This window comes from Peristeroidobacter soli (assembly GCF_004138485.1).
Classification (GTDB): Bacteria; Pseudomonadota; Gammaproteobacteria; order Steroidobacterales; family Steroidobacteraceae; genus Steroidobacter; species Steroidobacter soli.
On the sequence record NZ_RYEV01000004.1, the window covers coordinates 1,014,532 to 1,032,811 of the forward strand.

Sequence of the window (18,280 nt, forward strand, 5' to 3'; positions counted from 1 at the left end):
ATCACCACCGCTTGGACACGCCGAAGGTCACCATCCGCCCGAGCGGACTGGCGTTGGCGCCGTCGTAGTGCGAGTTGCGGCCGGATGCGGCGACGTACGGGGGCTGTTCGTCGAGCAGATTGATCACGCTGAGCGACAGAAACAGATTCTTGTTCGCCTCCGCCGCGTTGCCGAGCTCATAGCGAAAGTTCGCGTCGACCGTCACATAAGAGCGGATCGGCGCATCGATCGCACCCGACGTATCCACATAGGAGTCGGCGTAGTTCACCGCCAGCGCCGCATCGTACTTGCCGCGCGACCACCAGGCAGTGGTGCGAATCCGCCAGTCGAGCGGATTGCCGGTGGTGTCCACCAGATCCAGCGCCGGCAGGCCGGGCGCGAACGAGCTCATGATTTCCTGCAGGTGGCTGGCGTTGAAGCCGAAGCGAAACTGGTTGTCGCGCCACTCGAAACCATAGTCGAGCGTCAGGTCGAAGCCGCTGATGTCGACCTTGCCGGCGTTGATCCAGCGACTCTCGTAGGTGTAGCGCGTACTGTTCTCCGGGTTGGGACCGAAGAAGCCGCCGGCATAGCTGGGCCCCGAGACGTCGTAGTAGCTCACCGGTCCGTTCACCAGCTGTGCCAGGGCGGCCTGCAGGGCTGCCGCCGACGCATATTCGGTGACGAATGCCTGCAATGTCGGATCCAGCAGCGCGCCGCTGTCGAAAGGCGGCGCGATGATGCGATCGGTGTACTTGATGTCGAAGTACGTCAGCCCGATCTCCAGCCCCGCCACCGATTCGGGACGAAACGTGAGCCCCACCGTCCAGTTCTTGGACTCCTCCGGGACCAGCGGCGATGAGCCGAACAGCTGGATCACGGGCACGTAGCCCACGCCATCGGGCGCCGTGAACGAGTAGATGAACATCAGCGGATCGATGCCTTCGTTGCTGTCGGCGAGCTCGCGCCCCGCCGAGGGCGCGCGAAAGGAAGTGCTGTAGCTGCTGCGCAGCTCGAGCGAATCGATGGGCGACCACGAAATGCCGATCTTGGGATTGGTGGTGTCGCCGAAATCCGAGTAGTCGTCGTAGCGCGCCGCCAGCGACATCTCCAGTCTGCGAATGCCCGTCATCGCATTGTCGTGCCCGACCAGTGGCACGTGCAGTTCCGCGAACATGGATTCGACGGTGCGGTCCGCCGCCTCGACGTAGTTCTGCGATGGAACCTTGCGAAAGTAGTCTTCCGAACGCTTGGAGGCACCGAGCGCGAGCCCGACGCTGCCGCCCGGCAATTTGAACAGCGGGCCCGTGACCTTGATGCCCGAGCTCCACTGGTCCTGCCGCTGATCCTGCACGTACGACTGCGCCGCATTCGGCGCGCCGGTGGCCACGTTCCTGGCGTCGAACCGCAGGTCGATGTCTTCCCGGCTCACCACGCCATCGAGAGAAACTTCCCAGTCGCGACCGAGCTCGTAGGTCAGACCCAGCGCCGCATTGATGCGATCGATGGTGTTGGGCTGCGCGGCGGTCAGCGTGCCGCCGCTGAATGTGAGATGGCCGAAGCGCTCCGAATGCGAGAACTGCACGTCGGCCTGGGCGGATAACTTCTCGGCGAGCCGCTGCCGGCCCGAGAACACGAACGCGATTTGTTTGTTCTCGGGAAAGATCGAGGTGGGATTGCGCACGGTGGACGTGACAGCGCGATCCGCGGCCAACAGCTCGCTCTGGTTCTTGTAGTCGATCACGAACAGCGCATTGCCGCTGCCCCAATTCGAGCCCACCGTGTGAGTGAGCTGCCATTCGTCGAGACCGTCTTCGGTGGTGAAGCCGTACCGAGCCTGGCTCTCCGCCCCCTCGAAATCCTGCTTGAGGATGAAATTCACCACGCCGCCGACCGCGTCGGCACCGTAGATCGCCGACGCACCGTCGCTCAGGATCTCGATGCGCTCGATGGCGCTCAGCGGGATCAATGAAATGTCGGTGAACGTGCCGGAGCTCGATGCCGCGATCCGGCGGCCGTTGATCAGCGTGAGTGTTGCAACCGAGCCGAGACCGCGAAGATTCACGCCCGTGCCCTTGGTGCTGTTGACCCCGGCCAGCGAGCCCGCGCTCAATTCGCCGTCGGCCGTCGCGCCTTCGGAGCCGCTGCGCACGTTCTGTGGCAAGGACTGCAGCAGCTGTTCGGTGGTGCTGTAGCCGCTGCGCCGGATCGTCTCCTTGTCGATCACGATCACCGGCGAGCCGGCCGGCGCCACGCCTTTGATGTTGGTGCCGGTGACGACCACTTCGTCCACGTACAGCGACTGCGCCGGGTCGCGCAGCGCCCCTTCCCTCGATGTTTCTTTCGGCTTCACCACCACCGTCGCCTTGCCGTCGAAGCTGACGCTCAGGCGCGTGCCTTCGGTCAGCTTGGTGATGGCATCGACGGTGGTGAACTGCCCTTTGAGCGCAGGCGCGGCGATACCCGCCACATCTGCACTAACATAGACGATCTGTAAATTGTCACGCTCCGCAATGGCGCGCAGCGACGCTTCCAACGATTGAGCGGGCAAGTCGAATTCGAGACGGCTGGTCTGGCCCCAGGCCAGCGAGGTGGCGAGCACGCACGCGGCGAGCTGTGCACGGACGGCCAGGCAAACGGAACGGCGCGGTTGACCCATGATGTTGACCCTTCAAGCGCATTGTTATGATCGGACGCTCCCCTGTGAAGTACTTACGGCGCGCTCGCGAGAACCCGACAGCCGGCGAAGATATTTTCCGTGGGCCTGAAATTCGTGGCAGTCTTGGTCTCATGTCCGAATCGCCCGTCGCCCGGCTCTTCAAGTCGCAGGGGAAACGCGTCCGCAGTTTCCTGCGACGGCGGCTGCGCAACGACGACGATGCGCAGGACGCGACCCAGAATGTGTTCCTGGGCCTGGTCAAACGCGAACAGGCGGGGGCATTGGAAGAAGACGCACGCGCCTATATGGTGAAAGCGGCCTACAACGCCGCCACCGATGTCCAGCGCTCGCGTGCCACTCACCACGCCGACGATCACTGCACGCTCGACGAAAACACGCCGGCGGGCAGCAAGGCCGAAGCCAGCGAAATTCTTTATTGGCGCGAAGGCTTGCGCCGGGTCGTCGACGCGCTGAATGAGCTGCCCGATCTGACTCAACAGGTCTTCGCGCTCTATTATGTCGAAGGGCTGCCGCACGCGGGCATCGCTCGCCGGCTGCACATCTCGATCCGCAGCGTCGAGCGGCACATGGCGAAAGCACTCGCCCATAGTCAGGAACGACTCAAGGACTACCTGCGATGAACACCCCCTCGATATGGACTCACCTGCGGCACGTGTTGGGCGGCTATCCCAACACCGCGGCCGAATGGGCGGTGCGCGTTCAATGTCCCGACGTGACGCGCCAGGAATTGCTGGTGCTGGATCAATGGCTCAAGGCCGATCCGCGCAACGCGCAGGCGTATGCCGAGATCAACAAGATCAGCTATCTCGGGCTGCAGCTGCGGGAACATCGCGCCGAGCTGCCCCGCCTGGAAGGTTATCGACGACTGCGCGCAACCGAGCGAGAGAGCGGAAGATTGGTTCCGGCGCGCCTGTCCCGACTGACTCCGTCACTGGCCGGCGGCTGTGCCCTGCTGTTGCTCACCGTCATGGTTGGCTGGTTCTGGTACGCGAGCAATCGCTATTCCGTGGGCCACGGCGAGCAGCAGCGAGTCACGCTCTCCGACGGCTCGAGCGTCATCGTCAACACCGACTCGGAAGTGAAGGTGCTCTACAGCGATAGCTCGCGGGTAGTGGCCTTACCGCGCGGCGAGGCTTTTTTCGAAGTTGCCAAGAATCCCGAGCGGCCATTCATCGTTCGCACCGACGATCTCGAAGTTCGCGCCATCGGCACCCGGTTCAGCGTCCGCCGCACCGAGGGCGGCACGCAGGTCGTAGTTACGGAAGGCCGCGTACGAGTCTCGCGCATCGACACTGTGCGTACGCCACCGGTCGATCTGATCGCGAACATGCAGCTGAACGTGGCGCCGGAAGTGCCGATTCCCGCACCTATCGCGATCGATGCCGCCGCCGCCACCAGTTGGACCGGCGGCATGGTTCAATTCGACGATGAGCCGCTGCTCGATGTGCTCCGGGAAGTGAATCGCTACACTCTCAAGCCGTTCGTCATCGCCGACCCGGCGTTGCAATCGGTCCATCTGTCCGGCCGCTTCCGGATCGGCGACATGGAATCGGTCACCTTCGCATTGACCAACCGTTTCGACATCGCAGTGACGGAGGAACAGAAAGAGATACGAGTGCACCGGCGATAGCCGACTCTACGACTCGGCTCCGAGCGGCACCAGGTTGTCGTCCGAGTTCCGGTCGACATACTTGTTATAGGGATCGAACCCGACGAACTTCGGCTCCTGATCCACCACCACCGTCACCGTATGCTTGCCGCCGCTCACATGCTGGCGCTGCATGAACAGCACACTGCTGTCCTTGAACCCCGGCTTGCCCGGCTCAGCCGTGAACACGCCGATGTCGAACTCCCCTTCCAGCGGCGCTTCCGTTTCCTCGCCCTTCGCATCCGCGTACAGCTTGCGAGCATTCAAATCGATGGCGACGCTCCACTTCCCATCGGCCTGCCGGGTCGCGCGACTGCCAGTGACCTTGAGGTCGTACAGCGTGATGTTCTCGAACAGATCCGTGATGAGATCCTGCAGTTCAGGCTTCGCTTCCGCCCGCAACCGTGCGATCAAGTCGCGCGAAGTGGGATACGGCGCCGGCTTGAACGCATAATCCCGGATCAACGCCCGCAACGCCCGGTTCACGGCGTCTTCGCCCATCAGATCCTTGAGCAGATACATCACCATGCCGCCCTTCTGATAACGGATGTGCGCCTGATTCTCGACCCGCTCCAGCGGCACTTCGCCAATGAGATCGCTGGCACGGCCCCGCAGGTAGCTATCCAGCGATCCCTTGAGGAACTTGCGGATCTCTTCAGCTCCATACATCCGCTCCATCACCATGAGCGCCGCATACTGCGCCAGCGTCTCAGACAGCACAGTCTGACCCTGCATATCCGCGCCGATCACCTGATGCGCCCACCACTGGTGCCCGGCTTCGTGGGCTGTGACATAGGTGATGAAATCGATCCGGTCGCGATGCGTGGCGTCGAAGATGAAGCCCGCCGCTTCCGAGTACGGAATGGTGCCCGGGAACGCCTGTGCGAAGTTGGAGTACGCCGGAAACTCCACGATCCGGAATTGATTGAACTGATACGGGCTGAAGTTGGTCGAGTAGTAGTCCATCGACGCCTTCATCGCCGTGATCATGCGGTCGACGTTATATGGGTGCGTGGGATGGTAGTAGACCGCCAGATTCACGTCGTTCCACTTGTCCTCCTTCACCGCGTAACGCGCCGACTGAATCGAGAAGAAGTTCTGAATCGGCGCCTCGGTGCGGAAGTGCGAGACGCGCCGGTCGCCTTCAATCCTCGTGTCGAGCTGATGACCCGGCGCCACGACGACGTGATCCGCGGTGCTGGTCACCGTCACGTCGGCGTTGATCCAGTCACTGTCGTGCCTGAAGTAATGGTGGGCGCGACCGCTTTCGTCTTCGAGCGCGGGCGGGCGAATTTCATCGGGCAGGCCGAACTTGCGACGCTGCGTCCGGTCCGCCAGCAACACGAAACGATTCGGTCCGAGGATGGGCGCGATCTGCCAGTTGTCGATGAACACCCCGTTCTCGACCACGCGCATTTCGTTGTTGGTGTTCTTGAAGCCGCGCTGCTCGCGCACGGTTTCGAAACGCACCTCGGCGCGCTGACCGGGCGCCAGTGGCTGATCGAACGTAAAGATTCGGTAGTGCAGATCCGGGAACTCGCGCGTCATCTTCGCGCCCGGCACTTCGAGCGAACGCATCTGCACCTCGGCCGTCACGATCGGCCCGAGGAACGATTTCAACTCGAGCTGACGCGGCCACGACACGTGCACCTCATTCAGCGGTCCATTCGTCCGGTTCTCGACGACATAGGTACCACGCGTCACCACTCGCGGCTCGGTGGGATAGATGTCGACGTTCAAGTTCACATCGACGATACGGGGCTGAGTGACCTTCTCGAACGGCAGCACCGTCTTCTCGTACTCCGCCGCCCAGCGCGTGCTGTCGATGAACGTCCGGTACTCGTTGAGAACGTTGGTGTTGTAGTAGATGTAGCCGCCGACCGCGACCATGACCGCTGCACCACCCGCCGCCATCAATCCAGCGGGCCCCTTCAATCGCGACGGCAGACGCTGCATGCGGCCTTTCAGTGGCGACGAAGCACCTCGACGCCACAAACCGTACGCGAGCACAGCGAGGATGGCCGAGAACGCCGCCCAGTACAGACGGAACCACGCCGCATGCTTTGCGAACTCGCCCTGCCCGTTCATATCGGACAGCGGCACCGGCGAGGAGCTGGCGAAGTGATACAGGTTGTGCTCGAAGCCCAGCTTGGACAGCGACATCTGCGCCACCAGCACCAGTAACGTGATCAGCAGACCGCCGAACTTGTGTGGCACCAGCATCTGGACGAACACCGCCAGCACGGCGTACATCACCATGTTGAGCAGCCACGGCAGCACATACCAGACCACGTAGTGGCCGAGCTCGAAATCGAAATAGCCCTTGACCGCCTGCACGCACAATGCCGCGCCCACGCTGATCAGCGCCATGCTGAACAGCACGATGGCAATCGCGATGATCTTCGGCAGCACGAACGCCCAGTCGGCCGAGGGCGTGGCGTCCACGATTTCGTTGACGCGACGTTCGCGATCCCGCCACACCAGCTCGCCCGCGTAGTACGCGGCGATGATCAAGGGAATCAGCGTGAACTGATCGATCAGCGTCTTGATCATGATGCGCGTGACCGGCAACGTGATGCTCACGTTGTCTTCGCCCGCGTACCACAGGCCGACCACCGTGTTCATGAAGCCGATGCCGAGCAACACGATGTACGCGGGGCTGCGTAGCACGCTGAGCACGTCGAACTTCGTCAACGCGACCAGCGGCCCCCAACCGAGAGCCTGCGTGTCCATCGACGGCGGCGGTAACGGGCCTGCGGTAGGCGCCTGCTTATCGGCTTTTTCTTCAGTTGGACGCTTCGCTGCCTTGGTTGCGGAGTTCGACTGGTTCTTGAACGTCCGCCACGTCACCGCGAGCAACGCGAACCCAATCGCCCCCCACAGGAGGCGATTCTGCAGAAAGCGCCCGACGATAGGCGTCAGCAACGAATTGCGCTCGCTCGCCGTCCAATGCTGAGTCACGCTCCTGAAGCCCGACATGCCGAACGGATCGAGCAGCGCCGCGATATCCGCGAATTCCTTGCGCGCAAAGTACGTGGTGGTGAGCAGATACGCCATCAACACCACCAGCGCCACGATGTACGTGGCGATCATCGAGCGCGTCACCGTCGCCAGGCTGAAGAAGCTGGCGGACAGCACGAACAGAGTCGGCACACACAGCACGAGGTACGCATATAGATAGGCGCCGGGACGGAACGGCCCGACGGTGCCCGGATCGAGCCAGGGCATCGCCGACGCGATCAGCACGCCCAGCGGCACGCTCAGAAACACCAGGCACGTGGTCAGGAACCCGCCAGTGAACCGGCCGAACAGATAGTCGAATCTCGTCAGCCGCGTGGCATGCACGATGGGCCCGAAGCCGCTTTCATCGTCGCGCAGGATCACGTTGGAAACGAACGTGGTGACGATGAAGATGGCGAAGATCACCATGATCATGCACATGGTGGCGATGGCGAACGGCGAGTTGCGAGCCACATAGCCGCCCCAGCCGATGCGCAGGTCGTCGGAAGTCACCAGCGTGAAGGTCAACGCCAGAAAGATGAAGCTGGTGATCCAGAAAATGGGCGAGCGGATCTGATATCGCAGCTCGAAACGCGCGACTTGAGTCAGCATGCTTGCATCTCCTCAGGCCGCGCGACGCAGCGACGACAGCGTCGAGAAATACACGTCCTCGAGACTGCCTTCCGCGGTATCGAATCCCGGCCCCGGTTGCCTGTCGGCCAGCACGTGGATCACGGTACGGCCGCTCGACAGTCGGGTCGCGATGACCTCGTGCGCCTTTCGATGCGCTTCGAGCTCACGCTTGTCGATGACCTTTTGCCAGATGCGACCGCGCAGTTCGCCGATGAGATCCAGCGGTGCGCCGACCCGCACGATCTTGCCGCCGACCAGCATGGCCGTGCGCGGACACAGGTTCGCAACGTCCTGCACGATGTGCGTCGAGAGGATGACGACGGTGCTCTCGGCGATCTCCGCCAACAGATTCAGGAATCGATTGCTTTCCTCCGGATCCAGACCCGCGGTGGGCTCATCGACGATGACCAGTCGCGGCTGACCGATCAGCGCCTGCGCGATACCGAAGCGCTGACGCATGCCGCCGGAGAATCCAGCCAGCGCCTTGTGTCGCACCGGCCAGAGATTGACCTGATTCAACAGCGCTTCGACCACCGTGCGCCGCTCGCCACTGGCTGCATAACCCTTGAGCACGGCGATGTGATCGAGCATTTCATAGGCGGACACTCGCGGATACACACCGAAATCCTGCGGCAGGTAACCGAGCGTCCGGCGCAACGCTTCGGGATCGGCGAGCACATCGATGGCGCCGAAACGAATGCTGCCGGAGGTCGGCGTCTGCAAGGTGGCGATGGAACGCATCAACGACGACTTGCCGGCGCCATTCGGCCCCAGCAGCCCGAACATGCCGGGCGGCACCTGCAGCGATACCGAGTCCAGAGCGCGCGTCCCGTTGGGGTACACGTGAGAGAGATTGTCGATTTGGAGCACGGCAGTCCTCGCTGTACAGCGCGGCCTCCCTGGGCCGCAATCGTTATTTGCAGGCACCGCGCGGCATCAAGACGCGGGGCGTCCCCATTCATTCTCGGGTCGAAAGCGGCCAAGGCCGTTTCGACACGCCCGGCAAAAGATGTGACTTTCGCCGGGCCGTCTTTTATCGCCTCTGAATCTTAGCCAAGGGCGTCGGTGCGACGCCCCTAATATCTCTAATGCGCGCCATAAGGAGGTGTTATCACCTCCTGCGCGCCATGCGTTACTTCACCACCGGCAACAGAATCGCGGTCGGCTGCGCCTTGGAGCGCAGGATGGTGACCTCCGCCTTCTTGTAGTCCGTCGGCCTGGCTTTGAAGATATTCGCCACGAACGTCTGCGGATTCCGGTCGTACAGCGGGAACAGCGTCGACTGGATCTGCACCATGATGCGATGGCCCGGCTGGAACACGTGGTTCACGTTGGGCAGCTCGAAGCGATACTGCTGCGGCTTGTTGGCCGGAATCGCGGTCGGATGTTCGAAGCTCTCGCGATAGCGGCCTCGGAAGATGTCGGTCGCGATCGGCAGCTGATAACCGCTGGCGCCGGGGTTGCTGTAATCCTTGGACGGATACACGTCGATGAGCTTCACGACGAAGTCGCCATCGGTGCCCGTGGTCGACGCACGAATGTCGGCGATGGGAATGCCTTGCACTCGTACCGCCTCGGTCAGCACTTCGGTTTCATACACCAACACGTCGGGCCGGCCGGCCACGAAGCGCTGATCCGTCGACAGCCATTTGCTCCAGGGCTCGTAGGCGCTACCCAACCCTCCGGTGGCGCCGAACTCACCGAACGGATCGACCACCGGCCGTGGCAGGAACGGCACCGGCGTGGCCGGATCGCTGGTGTAGGTGTCCCCCCCGCTGGCTTGCGCCGCTTGCTCAAATGACAGACTGAAATCCGGCGTCAGATACAGCGGCTGCAATTTCGTGCCGCAGCCCCGATCGCAAGCCGTCGGCCAGGTCGTGAATTTGTCCCAACGCTTCTCGCCCGTGTTGTACACCGTGACGCGCGGCAGGTTGGCTGGCGGTCCATTGCGAAGATGCTCGTTCAAGAACGGCAACAGCATCTCATTGGTCCATTGATACGACGTGTCCGTGGGCCACTTCATCGGGCCGATGGACGTGCCGCCACCCCACGGCTGAATGTGATTCCACGGGCCCAGCACCAGCCAGTTGTTGGCTTCGTGACCGGCGGCTTGCAACGCCCGCCAGACATGATTCGAGCCCCACATGTCTTCCTGGTCCCACAGGCCCTGCGTCCACAAGGTCGGCACTTTCGACGGACGCTGGACGATGAGCTTGTCGACGGCCATTCCCTGCCAGAACGCGTCGTACGCAGGATGTTCGAGCAACCGTTGCACGAACGGCAACTTGTCCAACCCGTTGCTGGCGGCGTAGCCGGCCACCGAGCCGGCACGAAGGAACTCTTCGTACTTGTCGTAGATCTCGCTCGGCGCGATCACCCCCTCGCCACGCTGCCCGGTCTGCATGTGGACGTAGCCCAGCATCATCTGGCGGAAGGCGCCGTAGTGGAACCAGTCATCGCCCATCCACGCGTCCAGCAGCGGCCCCACCGGTACGGCCGCCTTGAGCGCCGGGTGTGGATCGAGCAACGCCATCGCCGCGGTAAACCCGTCGTATGAGTTTCCGATGATGGCCACACGGCCGTTGGACTCCGACACGTTCTTTACCAGCCAATCGACGGTGTCCCAGGTATCGGTGACGTGATCCGTGCTGGTGGGATTGAGGGGCCCACGCACCGGCATCGTGACGACGTAGTTGCCTTCGGAACCATACTTGCCGCGAATGTCCTGATAAACGCGGATGAAACCCTGCCGCAGGAACTGGTCGGCTTGCATGCTCGATTCGTAGCGCGCGGCGTTGTAAGGCGTGCGCCCCATCAGCATGGGCGCATCCTTCGCGCCCTTGGGAATGAAAATCAACGTATGCAACTTCACCCCATCGCGCATCGGAATCATCTCCACGCGCTTGATGAAGTTCTGCTCGAAGACCTTGGCGGTGAATTCCTGGGGAACATCGTTGAAGGGCGGCGGCGATTGCCGGTCCGTATCCGCCTGCGCGGTCGCGGTGACGATCGACAGGGACAGCGCCAGCAAGCCGAAAGTTCGAAGTCTCACGATGGTTCGCTCTCTTGACGGAGGTAACGCCCGATTCTAGGCACCGGCCTCCGGCCGGCGATATCAAATCATTTTGATGGCGGCCATAAGCGCCACTGACAGACCTAACGCGGGCTTATGACGAGCATTAGAACGATTTGCTACCGCTGCGCGCCGGTCTGTTTCAAATTAAGAGAAGAATCTTTCCGGGCCTTACAACTGCACCAACATGGGGACACTATGAAGATTCATGCAACATCACAGATCACAGGAGCTGTGCTGATAGCACTGTACGGACTGCCGCAGCCGGCCAGCGCGCAACAGCAGTCCGATGCGAAGCTGGATTCGCTCACCGAAGTCATCGTAACCGCGAGCCGCCGCCAGCAGACAACGGAAGAAGTCCCCTACAGCATCTCGGTCGTGAATCCGGTGCAGCTGTCGAACGCGGGCGTCACGGATCTCGCCTCGCTGGCCCGCCAGGTGCCTGGCGTCAGCATGTCGGATCGTGGCGCGCGCTCCAGCTCCACTTCATTTCCAATCATCCGCGGCTTGAATGCGAGCCCGGGTGCCGGTGGATTCCGCACGTTCGAGCAGGCTCCGGTGGGAACATACATCGGCAACTCGCCCATCGATGGCTATTTCCAGCTCAACGACATCGAGCGCGTGGAAGTGTTGCGTGGTCCACAAGGCACGCTGTACGGCGCGGGTGCGCTGGGCGGCGCGCTGCGAATCATCCCGGCTTCGCCCAAGCTCGGTGAGTTCTCGGGCAACGCCGAAGCCCGCATCGGCATGATCGATAACGCCAGCGATCCCAGCTACGCGACGACGGCGACCGTCAATCTTCCCATGGGCGATACGTTCGCGTTCCGCGCTTCGGCGAACTACGAAGATCTGCCGGGCTTCATCGATGCCTACGGCCTGATGAAACTCGACGGCAACGGTGCGCCGATCCTGGCGAATCCCGCCGATCCGGTGGACAGCCCCGCCGTGTACACGTCCAAGAAAGATTGGAACGAACAGAAAACATTCACCGGCCGCGCCAGCCTGCTGTGGCAGCCGACTGACACGTTCAACGCGCAGATCGCGTACATGTACTCCGATCTGGAAGGCATGTCTGGCCGCACCACCACCTCCTACTTCCCCGGCGGCCCCTTCGCTGGCGATCCGCGCATCATTTTCCCGGCGGGCGGCGACTATCGCCGGTTTGCCGGCGCCGAAGAGCCTTACGATCGCAAAACCGATCTCGCGAGCCTGGATCTGAGCTACGACGCCGGCTTCGCGACGCTGTCCTCGACGACTTCGTACTTCACTACCGAAGGCCAGACTCAGAGCGAAACCAGTTACTCGCTGTATCGGCTGCCGCAGTACATCGGCTACTACACCGGCACGACGCTGAGCCCGCGCTTCATCCTGCCGCAGGTCTATGGCGACCGTGCACACACCTTCTCTCAGGAAGTTCGCTTGGTGTCGAACAGTCACCCCGATAATAAATTCGATTACGTGGTGGGCTTGTTCTATCAGAAACAAACCCGCAACGGCACCTGGATCGTCACCAATCCCGGCTCGGTCGATCGCGCGCTCGCGCAAGGCTGTACCGGCGGTTATTACTTCGGCGCGGAGTTCCCCGACTGTATTCCGCTCACCGCCCCCGGCGGCGTCATCATCGATCAGACCGACAAACAGAAGTTCGAAGACAAGTCGGTGTTCGGCGAGTTGACCTGGCACTTCACCGAACGCGGCCAGCTCACTGCCGGCTTCCGGCACTTCAAGCAGGACTTCGACGACAGTCAGTACCTGGAGCTGTACGCCTACGGCCTCTCGGTACCGGCGGAAACACGCACGTCGTCGGCTTCGAAGACCACCTGGAAGATCAACCCTTCCTATGAGTACGCCGACAATCATCGCGTATATGCGGTCTGGTCACAGGGCTTCCGCCGCGGTGGCTCGAACGCGCTGCCCCTGGTCGGTCCGTTCGCCGACAATCCGGAGCTCGTCACCTATCGTCCCGACACGGCGGACAACTACGAGATCGGCCTGAAAGGTCATTTCGCGAATGGCCTCGCGTACACGCTGGCGGCATTCGACATCATTTGGGAGAACCCGCAGATCGGCGGCACCACACCGACCACGAACTTCGCGGTCTGGAACGCCAAGGAAGCGGAGTCGCAAGGCGTCGAGCTCGATATCAGCACCCCGCTGTGGGTCGACGGCCTGAGCGTCATGGTGAGCGGTGCTTACGCCGACGCCACGTTCTCGAAGGATTATCGAATCGCCTCTACATTCGGCGACATCGTCGGCATGGAAGGTCAGCAGCTGCCCGGCAGCCCCAAAGTGAGCGCGGCCGCCACGCTCAACTATGAGTTCGAGTTGAGCAACGGCTACCGGATGGCGATGTCATTGAACGACACGTATCGCTCGAAGGTGCTGCTGTCAAACTTCGGCATCCTGGGCAACGCCCCGCTCGCCTCGGCGCCGATGAACATCATGAATGCGTCGGTGGCGCTCAACAACGACAAGTGGCTGGTCGGCCTGTACGCCACCAACCTGACCAATAAGCGCGCGTTGCTGTCGCCGGGCAATCTGGATCCCGTCACCAGCAACCTGGCCACGCAGAGCCTGATCAATCAGCCGCGTGAGGTTTATGTTCGGCTCCGCTATAACTTCTGAATGAACCGCCGGCGCTACGCGCCCGGCGTTTAGCATCCCGCCCAGCATCGGCCCCGGCATTTGCCGGGGCCGATCGTTAGATGACCCGCTCTCTCCGCAGCGCTTGAATCAGCGGCTCGAGATGTTTCTCATAGCGCCGCCATCGTCCTGACGACGAACCGTAAATAGGCCGCCGAACCTGCGCCGCGCTCGCGGTCAGCGAGACACTCGATCGCTTGTGTACCTCGACGGCTGCGTCGTTCCATTCCAGCCCGCAATAGGCCGCGACGCTTGCACCTACACGGGACGGTTCCTTCACGAGATCTTCGTATGTGACCTCGTATAGCGCTTCGCCGAGGCTGGCGCGCCAGTGGTCCATCAGACGCTCGTAGGCGGCGTAGTATTTCGCCAGATCGTCGAAGGCGTAGCTGAAGGGATAGGCTTCGCCGAACAGGATTCGATACATCGCGAAACAGCTGTCGACGGGATCGCGATTGACCAGGATGAGCCTGGCGCCCGGCAAGGCGCGGTGGATGGCGCCGAGGTACAGATAGTTCATCGGCAGCTTTTCGATGACCCGCACCGCCGTCGCCTCGCCGTTGGCTCGCTCCTCGTGTCCTCTCGCAGCGCCCGCGGGATTAGTGGCCGTTGTCTCGACGTGAGCTCGTTCCTCGTATCCTCTCGCAACGCCAGCCGGATTAGCGGCGTTTGTCTCGACGTGAGCTCGCTCCTCGTATCCTCTCGCAACGCCAGCTGGATTAGCGGCGTTTGTCTCGACGTGAGCTCGTTCCTCGTATCCTCGCGCAACGCCAGCTGAACTAACGGCCGTCGCTTCGCCGCCGGCTCGCTCCTCGTATCCTCTCGCAACGTCGGCTGGATTGGCGGCCGCCGCGCCGGCGAATACGTCGCCTCGGTCCCGCGGGGCCGCCGCTAACAAAGCCTGGCTGAAGTTTTCAGTCTCGCCGTTGGAACGGACACCAGCCAGACCGAGCAGCATATGTTCGAGCAGCGTCGTGCCCGAGCGAGGTAGGCCCACGATAAAGATGTGGTGGCTGCCGCGCGGACTGCCACGAATAAGCCCCTTGGGACGCGCCACCGCGCCGTCGGGAACGGCCAGGTTGGAACGTCGCGCTACGTCGTTACGAATGAACTCCTTCGGAAACACCGTCGCGATCCGTTCCAGCTTTCGCTGATCCATCGCGACGTCGTACGCGAGATTGCGTCTGCGAATCGCGGATGCCTCCGCGAGATGCGGGAACGCCTCATCATACCGCTGCAGATCGTCCAGCTCTTTCGCCAGCGCGTAGCCAAGAAACATGCGCGCACGATCGTCAGTCCCGTTGCGCGACAGCTCCCGCTGTAACTCGTCCACGTGATTCGCATCGGCGGTCTGCACGCGCAGCTCGGAGCGCAACAGATAGGTTGCATAGCGCGTCCGATCGCCAGCAGGAATTCGCCGGCCATGCTCATCGGGTCGCGCCGCGCCCGGGCCTCGCGCGAAGTCCGCTTGGCCGTACGCATCGGGCGCCGCTTCCTGGTCCAGCGCGATGGTCCGATCGCACGCTTCCTCTGCCTCGCGTAACCGACCCAAGCTGCGTTCACTGGACGCGAGGTTATGCCAGAACCTCGGATCATTCGGCGCCAACTCAACGATACGCCGATACAACGTATTCGCCCGCTCATGCTGCCCGAGCAGCGCCGATACATGCGCCAGCGCGTCGTACGCGTCCGCAGATCCCTGCGGATACTCCAACGCCTGCTGAATCACCAACTCCGCATCGTGACGCCGACCCAGCCGCACCAGTATCGTCGCAAGCATCCCATGCGTCGGCGTGCACAGACGCAACCCAGCGACGACACTCCGCGCCAGCGGTAGAGCTTCAGCTAGCCGGCCCGCAGCCATCAATCTATAAGCCTGGACCTCAACGTCGCTCATGACCTCGCCACCAGGCAGAACACCATCGACATGCCTATGAGCAGCACGCTGATGCCGCTACACACGAGAACGCCCGAGCGATCCCTCTCCCGCAGGTAAACCGCCCCTGGCCTTCGAACGAAAGAAATACGCCACGACAACCACCGCCGCCGCCAGCAAACTCGCATACAACTGCGTCGCCAGACTCCCGGTGAACAACATCGCCACCATCACAGCCACGATCGCGCCGATCGCCGCATAACTGAGCCAAGGGAACAACCACACCCGGTTCGTGAGCCGCTCCGGCTGCTCCCGCTCCATCCGACGCCTGAGCCTGATCTGCGCCATGCACACCAGCGAATAGACCATCAGCATGATCGCCCCGGACGCATTCACCAGAAACGCGAACAACACCTCCGGCGCAATCACCGACGTCATCACCGTGGCATAGCCAAACACGCTGCCGATCAGAATAGCCCGCGCCGGCACCTGGCGCTTGTTGAGCGCCACCAGCGACTGAGGCGCATCCCCTCGCGCCGCCAGCACGAACAACGTACGCGAAGTGACGTACAAACCCGAGTTGAGACACGACAGCACCGCCGTGAGCACGATCAAATTCATGATCGTCGCCGCCCCGGGAATATGAGTCTTCGTCAGCGCCGCCGCGAACGGCGACGAGCCCGGCACGACCTCGGTCCAGGGCACGATCGACACGACCAGCAACACGGACAGCACATAAAACAGCAGGATTCGAATGATGATCGTGCCCGTCAGTCGCGACATGGTGCGCGACGACTCGCTGGACTCCGCAGCTGCAATGGTCACGATCTCGGCACCGCACAGAGAAAAGATAACCGTCGTCACACCGGCCAGAATGGACACGGCCCCGAACGGCGCAAAACCATCATGCGCCGTGAGATTGGCGAACGTCGGGCCGTCGGGCGACGTGAGGCCGCACGCATAGGCGCCGGCGATGAGAATGAAGACGACGATGGCCGCGACTTTGATCGAGGAGAACCAGAACTCGAACTCGCCATAAGAGCGCGAGGACATGAGGTTCACCGCCGTGAGCGCCAGCATCAACGCCAGCCCGATCTGCCAGACCGGCAAGTCGATCCACTCGTGCAGCAACGCCGCGCCGGCGATCGCTTCGATCGCGACCACCACCACCCAGAAATACCAATACAGCCAGCCGCTGACGAAGCCCGCCCAGTCGCCGAGCCCCAACCGAATGTATTCGATGAACGAACCGAGCCCCGGCGACCCCGACGCCATTTCGCTCAACATACGCATGATGACCAGCACCACCAGACCGGCGAGCGCATAGCTCGCGACGACGGCCGGCCCGATTGTCGCAATCGCCGAGCTGCTGCCGACGAACAGGCCCGCGCCGATGATGCCGCCGATGGAAATCATCGCGACATGGCGCGAGCGCAGGCTCTTCGCCAACTCGGGCGCCTCGGGCCCGGCGCCCTCTGCCGTATTTCGATTCAGGATCACTGCGGCCTGGCTCCATTTCTGGAAACGATGGCGCGAACTTCATCGTGCGGCAATCCATACACCCGGTGACCATCCCGACCGGTCATGGTCCTGGCAGCCACCATGGCATTGAGAATGGCTTCCTCGGTGGCCTGAACCACGCCCTCGAACAGCGGATTCAACAGCGGGTTCGGATAGGTCTCGACCGAGATCTTCTCCATCTGCATGCTATTCAGTTGCGGATTCGCCGTCGAAAACGCCATGAAAATATCGCCGGAGCTTTCGCGGCTGATATCGCCGAGGCGGCCCATCGCGTGGCCCGGGCGCTTGGCCAAGCGCTTGAGTTGATGCGGTAACAACGGCGCATCGGTGGCGACCACGACGATCATCGAGCCATCGCCCGGTTTGTCGTCGGGCTTGGCCTTGCACGCGGGAACTTTGTCGTTGGGCGCAGGAGTTGCCGTGCACGGGGCGTAATTCTTGTTCAATTCCTGACCGACCGCCGCGCCGGCAATGCGCAGATCGGTCTGGACACCGAAGTTGCATTGGACCAGCACGCCGACCGTGTACTGCCCGATGGGCGTCGTGACGATGCGCGACGAAGTACCGATGCCGCCTTTGAAGCCGAAGCAGATCATGCCGGTACCACCGCCGACCGCGCCTTCGGGCACCGGCCCCGGCTTGGCGATCTTCAACGCCTCCAGCGCGTGCTCGCTCTTCACATGGAAGCCGTCGGTATCGTTGAGGAAGCCGTCGTAGGTCTCCGCCACCATCGGCGTGAACCACGAGCCCGGCCATTTGTGATCGACGATCCAGCCAACCACCGCGTCGCGCACCACACCGACGCTATGAGTGTTGGTGATCATGATCGGGCCATCCAGATAACCGCGCTCTTCCAGCCAGACGGTGCCGGTCATCTCGCCGGCGGCGTTGCTGGTATTCCAGGCGGCATACACCGGCGCGGTCGAATCCTTGCCGCGAGGAATGATCGCTGTGACGCCGGTACGCACCGGTCCCTTGCCACGTTGAAGCGCACCGTCGCCTTTGATCAGCGTCACGTGCCCCACTTCCACACCCTGCACGTCGGTGATCGCGTTGAGTGCACCGGGCTTGCCCTGCAACGGTATTCCTATGTCCCGAGCGCGCGGACTCTCCGCGATCGCGATGCTTGAAACGGCGAACAAACAAACGGACGTCAGAGTCAGCGCGCGTCGAATCATCTTGTTCTCCCCTGTCGTTGGACGATGGATTGTGCTCGGTCCCCGCCGC

Annotated in this window: 10 protein-coding genes; 3 read left to right on the forward strand and 7 right to left on the reverse strand. The window is 62.4% G+C overall.

Annotated elements, in window-relative coordinates:
• Position 1: 1 nt before the first annotated feature.
• Positions 2 to 2,638, reverse strand: a complete 2,637-nt coding sequence (locus tag EKO19_RS19875) for a TonB-dependent receptor (RefSeq protein ID WP_129778182.1) — start codon at positions 2,636 to 2,638, stop codon at positions 2 to 4.
• Between the two features lie 131 nt (positions 2,639 to 2,769).
• Between EKO19_RS19875 and EKO19_RS19880 the strand changes: the two genes are divergently transcribed.
• Together EKO19_RS19880 and EKO19_RS19885 are read left to right on the forward strand one after the other, a co-directional pair.
• Positions 2,770 to 3,279 carry an RNA polymerase sigma factor gene (locus EKO19_RS19880; protein ID WP_157995347.1) on the forward strand — a complete coding sequence of 170 codons (510 nt, stop codon included), beginning with the start codon at positions 2,770 to 2,772 and terminating at the stop codon, positions 3,277 to 3,279.
• Positions 3,276 to 4,289 carry a FecR family protein gene (locus tag EKO19_RS19885; protein ID WP_129778184.1) on the forward strand — a complete coding sequence of 338 codons (1,014 nt, stop codon included), beginning with the start codon at positions 3,276 to 3,278 and terminating at the stop codon, positions 4,287 to 4,289. The genes EKO19_RS19880 and EKO19_RS19885 overlap by 4 nt, the downstream gene beginning before the upstream one ends.
• Positions 4,290 to 4,295: 6 nt before the next feature.
• Here EKO19_RS19885 and EKO19_RS19890 read toward each other — a convergent pair whose 3' ends face one another.
• From EKO19_RS19890 to EKO19_RS19900, 3 genes are all read right to left on the reverse strand, one after another.
• Positions 4,296 to 7,919: an ABC transporter permease/M1 family aminopeptidase gene (locus EKO19_RS19890; protein ID WP_129778185.1), complete on the reverse strand. Its 3,624-nt coding sequence runs from the start codon at positions 7,917 to 7,919 to the stop codon at positions 4,296 to 4,298.
• 12 nt (positions 7,920 to 7,931) lie between these two features.
• On the reverse strand, positions 7,932 to 8,810 hold the full coding sequence (locus tag EKO19_RS19895) for an ABC transporter ATP-binding protein (protein ID WP_129778186.1): 879 nt from the start codon (positions 8,808 to 8,810) through the stop codon (positions 7,932 to 7,934).
• A gap of 262 nt (positions 8,811 to 9,072) precedes the next feature.
• The gene (locus tag EKO19_RS19900; protein ID WP_129778187.1) at positions 9,073 to 10,992 is read right to left on the reverse strand and encodes a CocE/NonD family hydrolase; all 1,920 of its coding nucleotides are present in this window, start codon (positions 10,990 to 10,992) and stop codon (positions 9,073 to 9,075) included.
• Between the two features lie 255 nt (positions 10,993 to 11,247).
• Between EKO19_RS19900 and EKO19_RS19905 the strand changes: the two genes are divergently transcribed.
• The gene (locus EKO19_RS19905) at positions 11,248 to 13,638 is read left to right on the forward strand and encodes a TonB-dependent receptor (protein WP_175597120.1); all 2,391 of its coding nucleotides are present in this window, start codon (positions 11,248 to 11,250) and stop codon (positions 13,636 to 13,638) included.
• A 76-nt stretch (positions 13,639 to 13,714) separates the two neighbouring features.
• Here EKO19_RS19905 and EKO19_RS19910 read toward each other — a convergent pair whose 3' ends face one another.
• The 3 genes from EKO19_RS19910 to EKO19_RS19920 are packed head-to-tail and all read right to left on the reverse strand — an operon-like array spanning position 13,715 to position 18,231.
• Positions 13,715 to 15,553, reverse strand: a complete 1,839-nt coding sequence (locus EKO19_RS19910; protein WP_129778189.1) for a tetratricopeptide repeat-containing sulfotransferase family protein — start codon at positions 15,551 to 15,553, stop codon at positions 13,715 to 13,717.
• Positions 15,554 to 15,610: 57 nt separating this feature from the next.
• Complete coding sequence (locus EKO19_RS19915; protein ID WP_217705467.1) at positions 15,611 to 17,032, reverse strand: amino acid permease; 1,422 nt, start codon at positions 17,030 to 17,032, stop codon at positions 15,611 to 15,613.
• Positions 17,029 to 18,231, reverse strand: coding sequence for a DmpA family aminopeptidase (locus tag EKO19_RS19920; protein WP_129778190.1), 1,203 nt, complete (start codon positions 18,229 to 18,231; stop codon positions 17,029 to 17,031). The genes EKO19_RS19915 and EKO19_RS19920 overlap by 4 nt, the downstream gene beginning before the upstream one ends.
• Positions 18,232 to 18,280 lie beyond the last annotated feature (49 nt).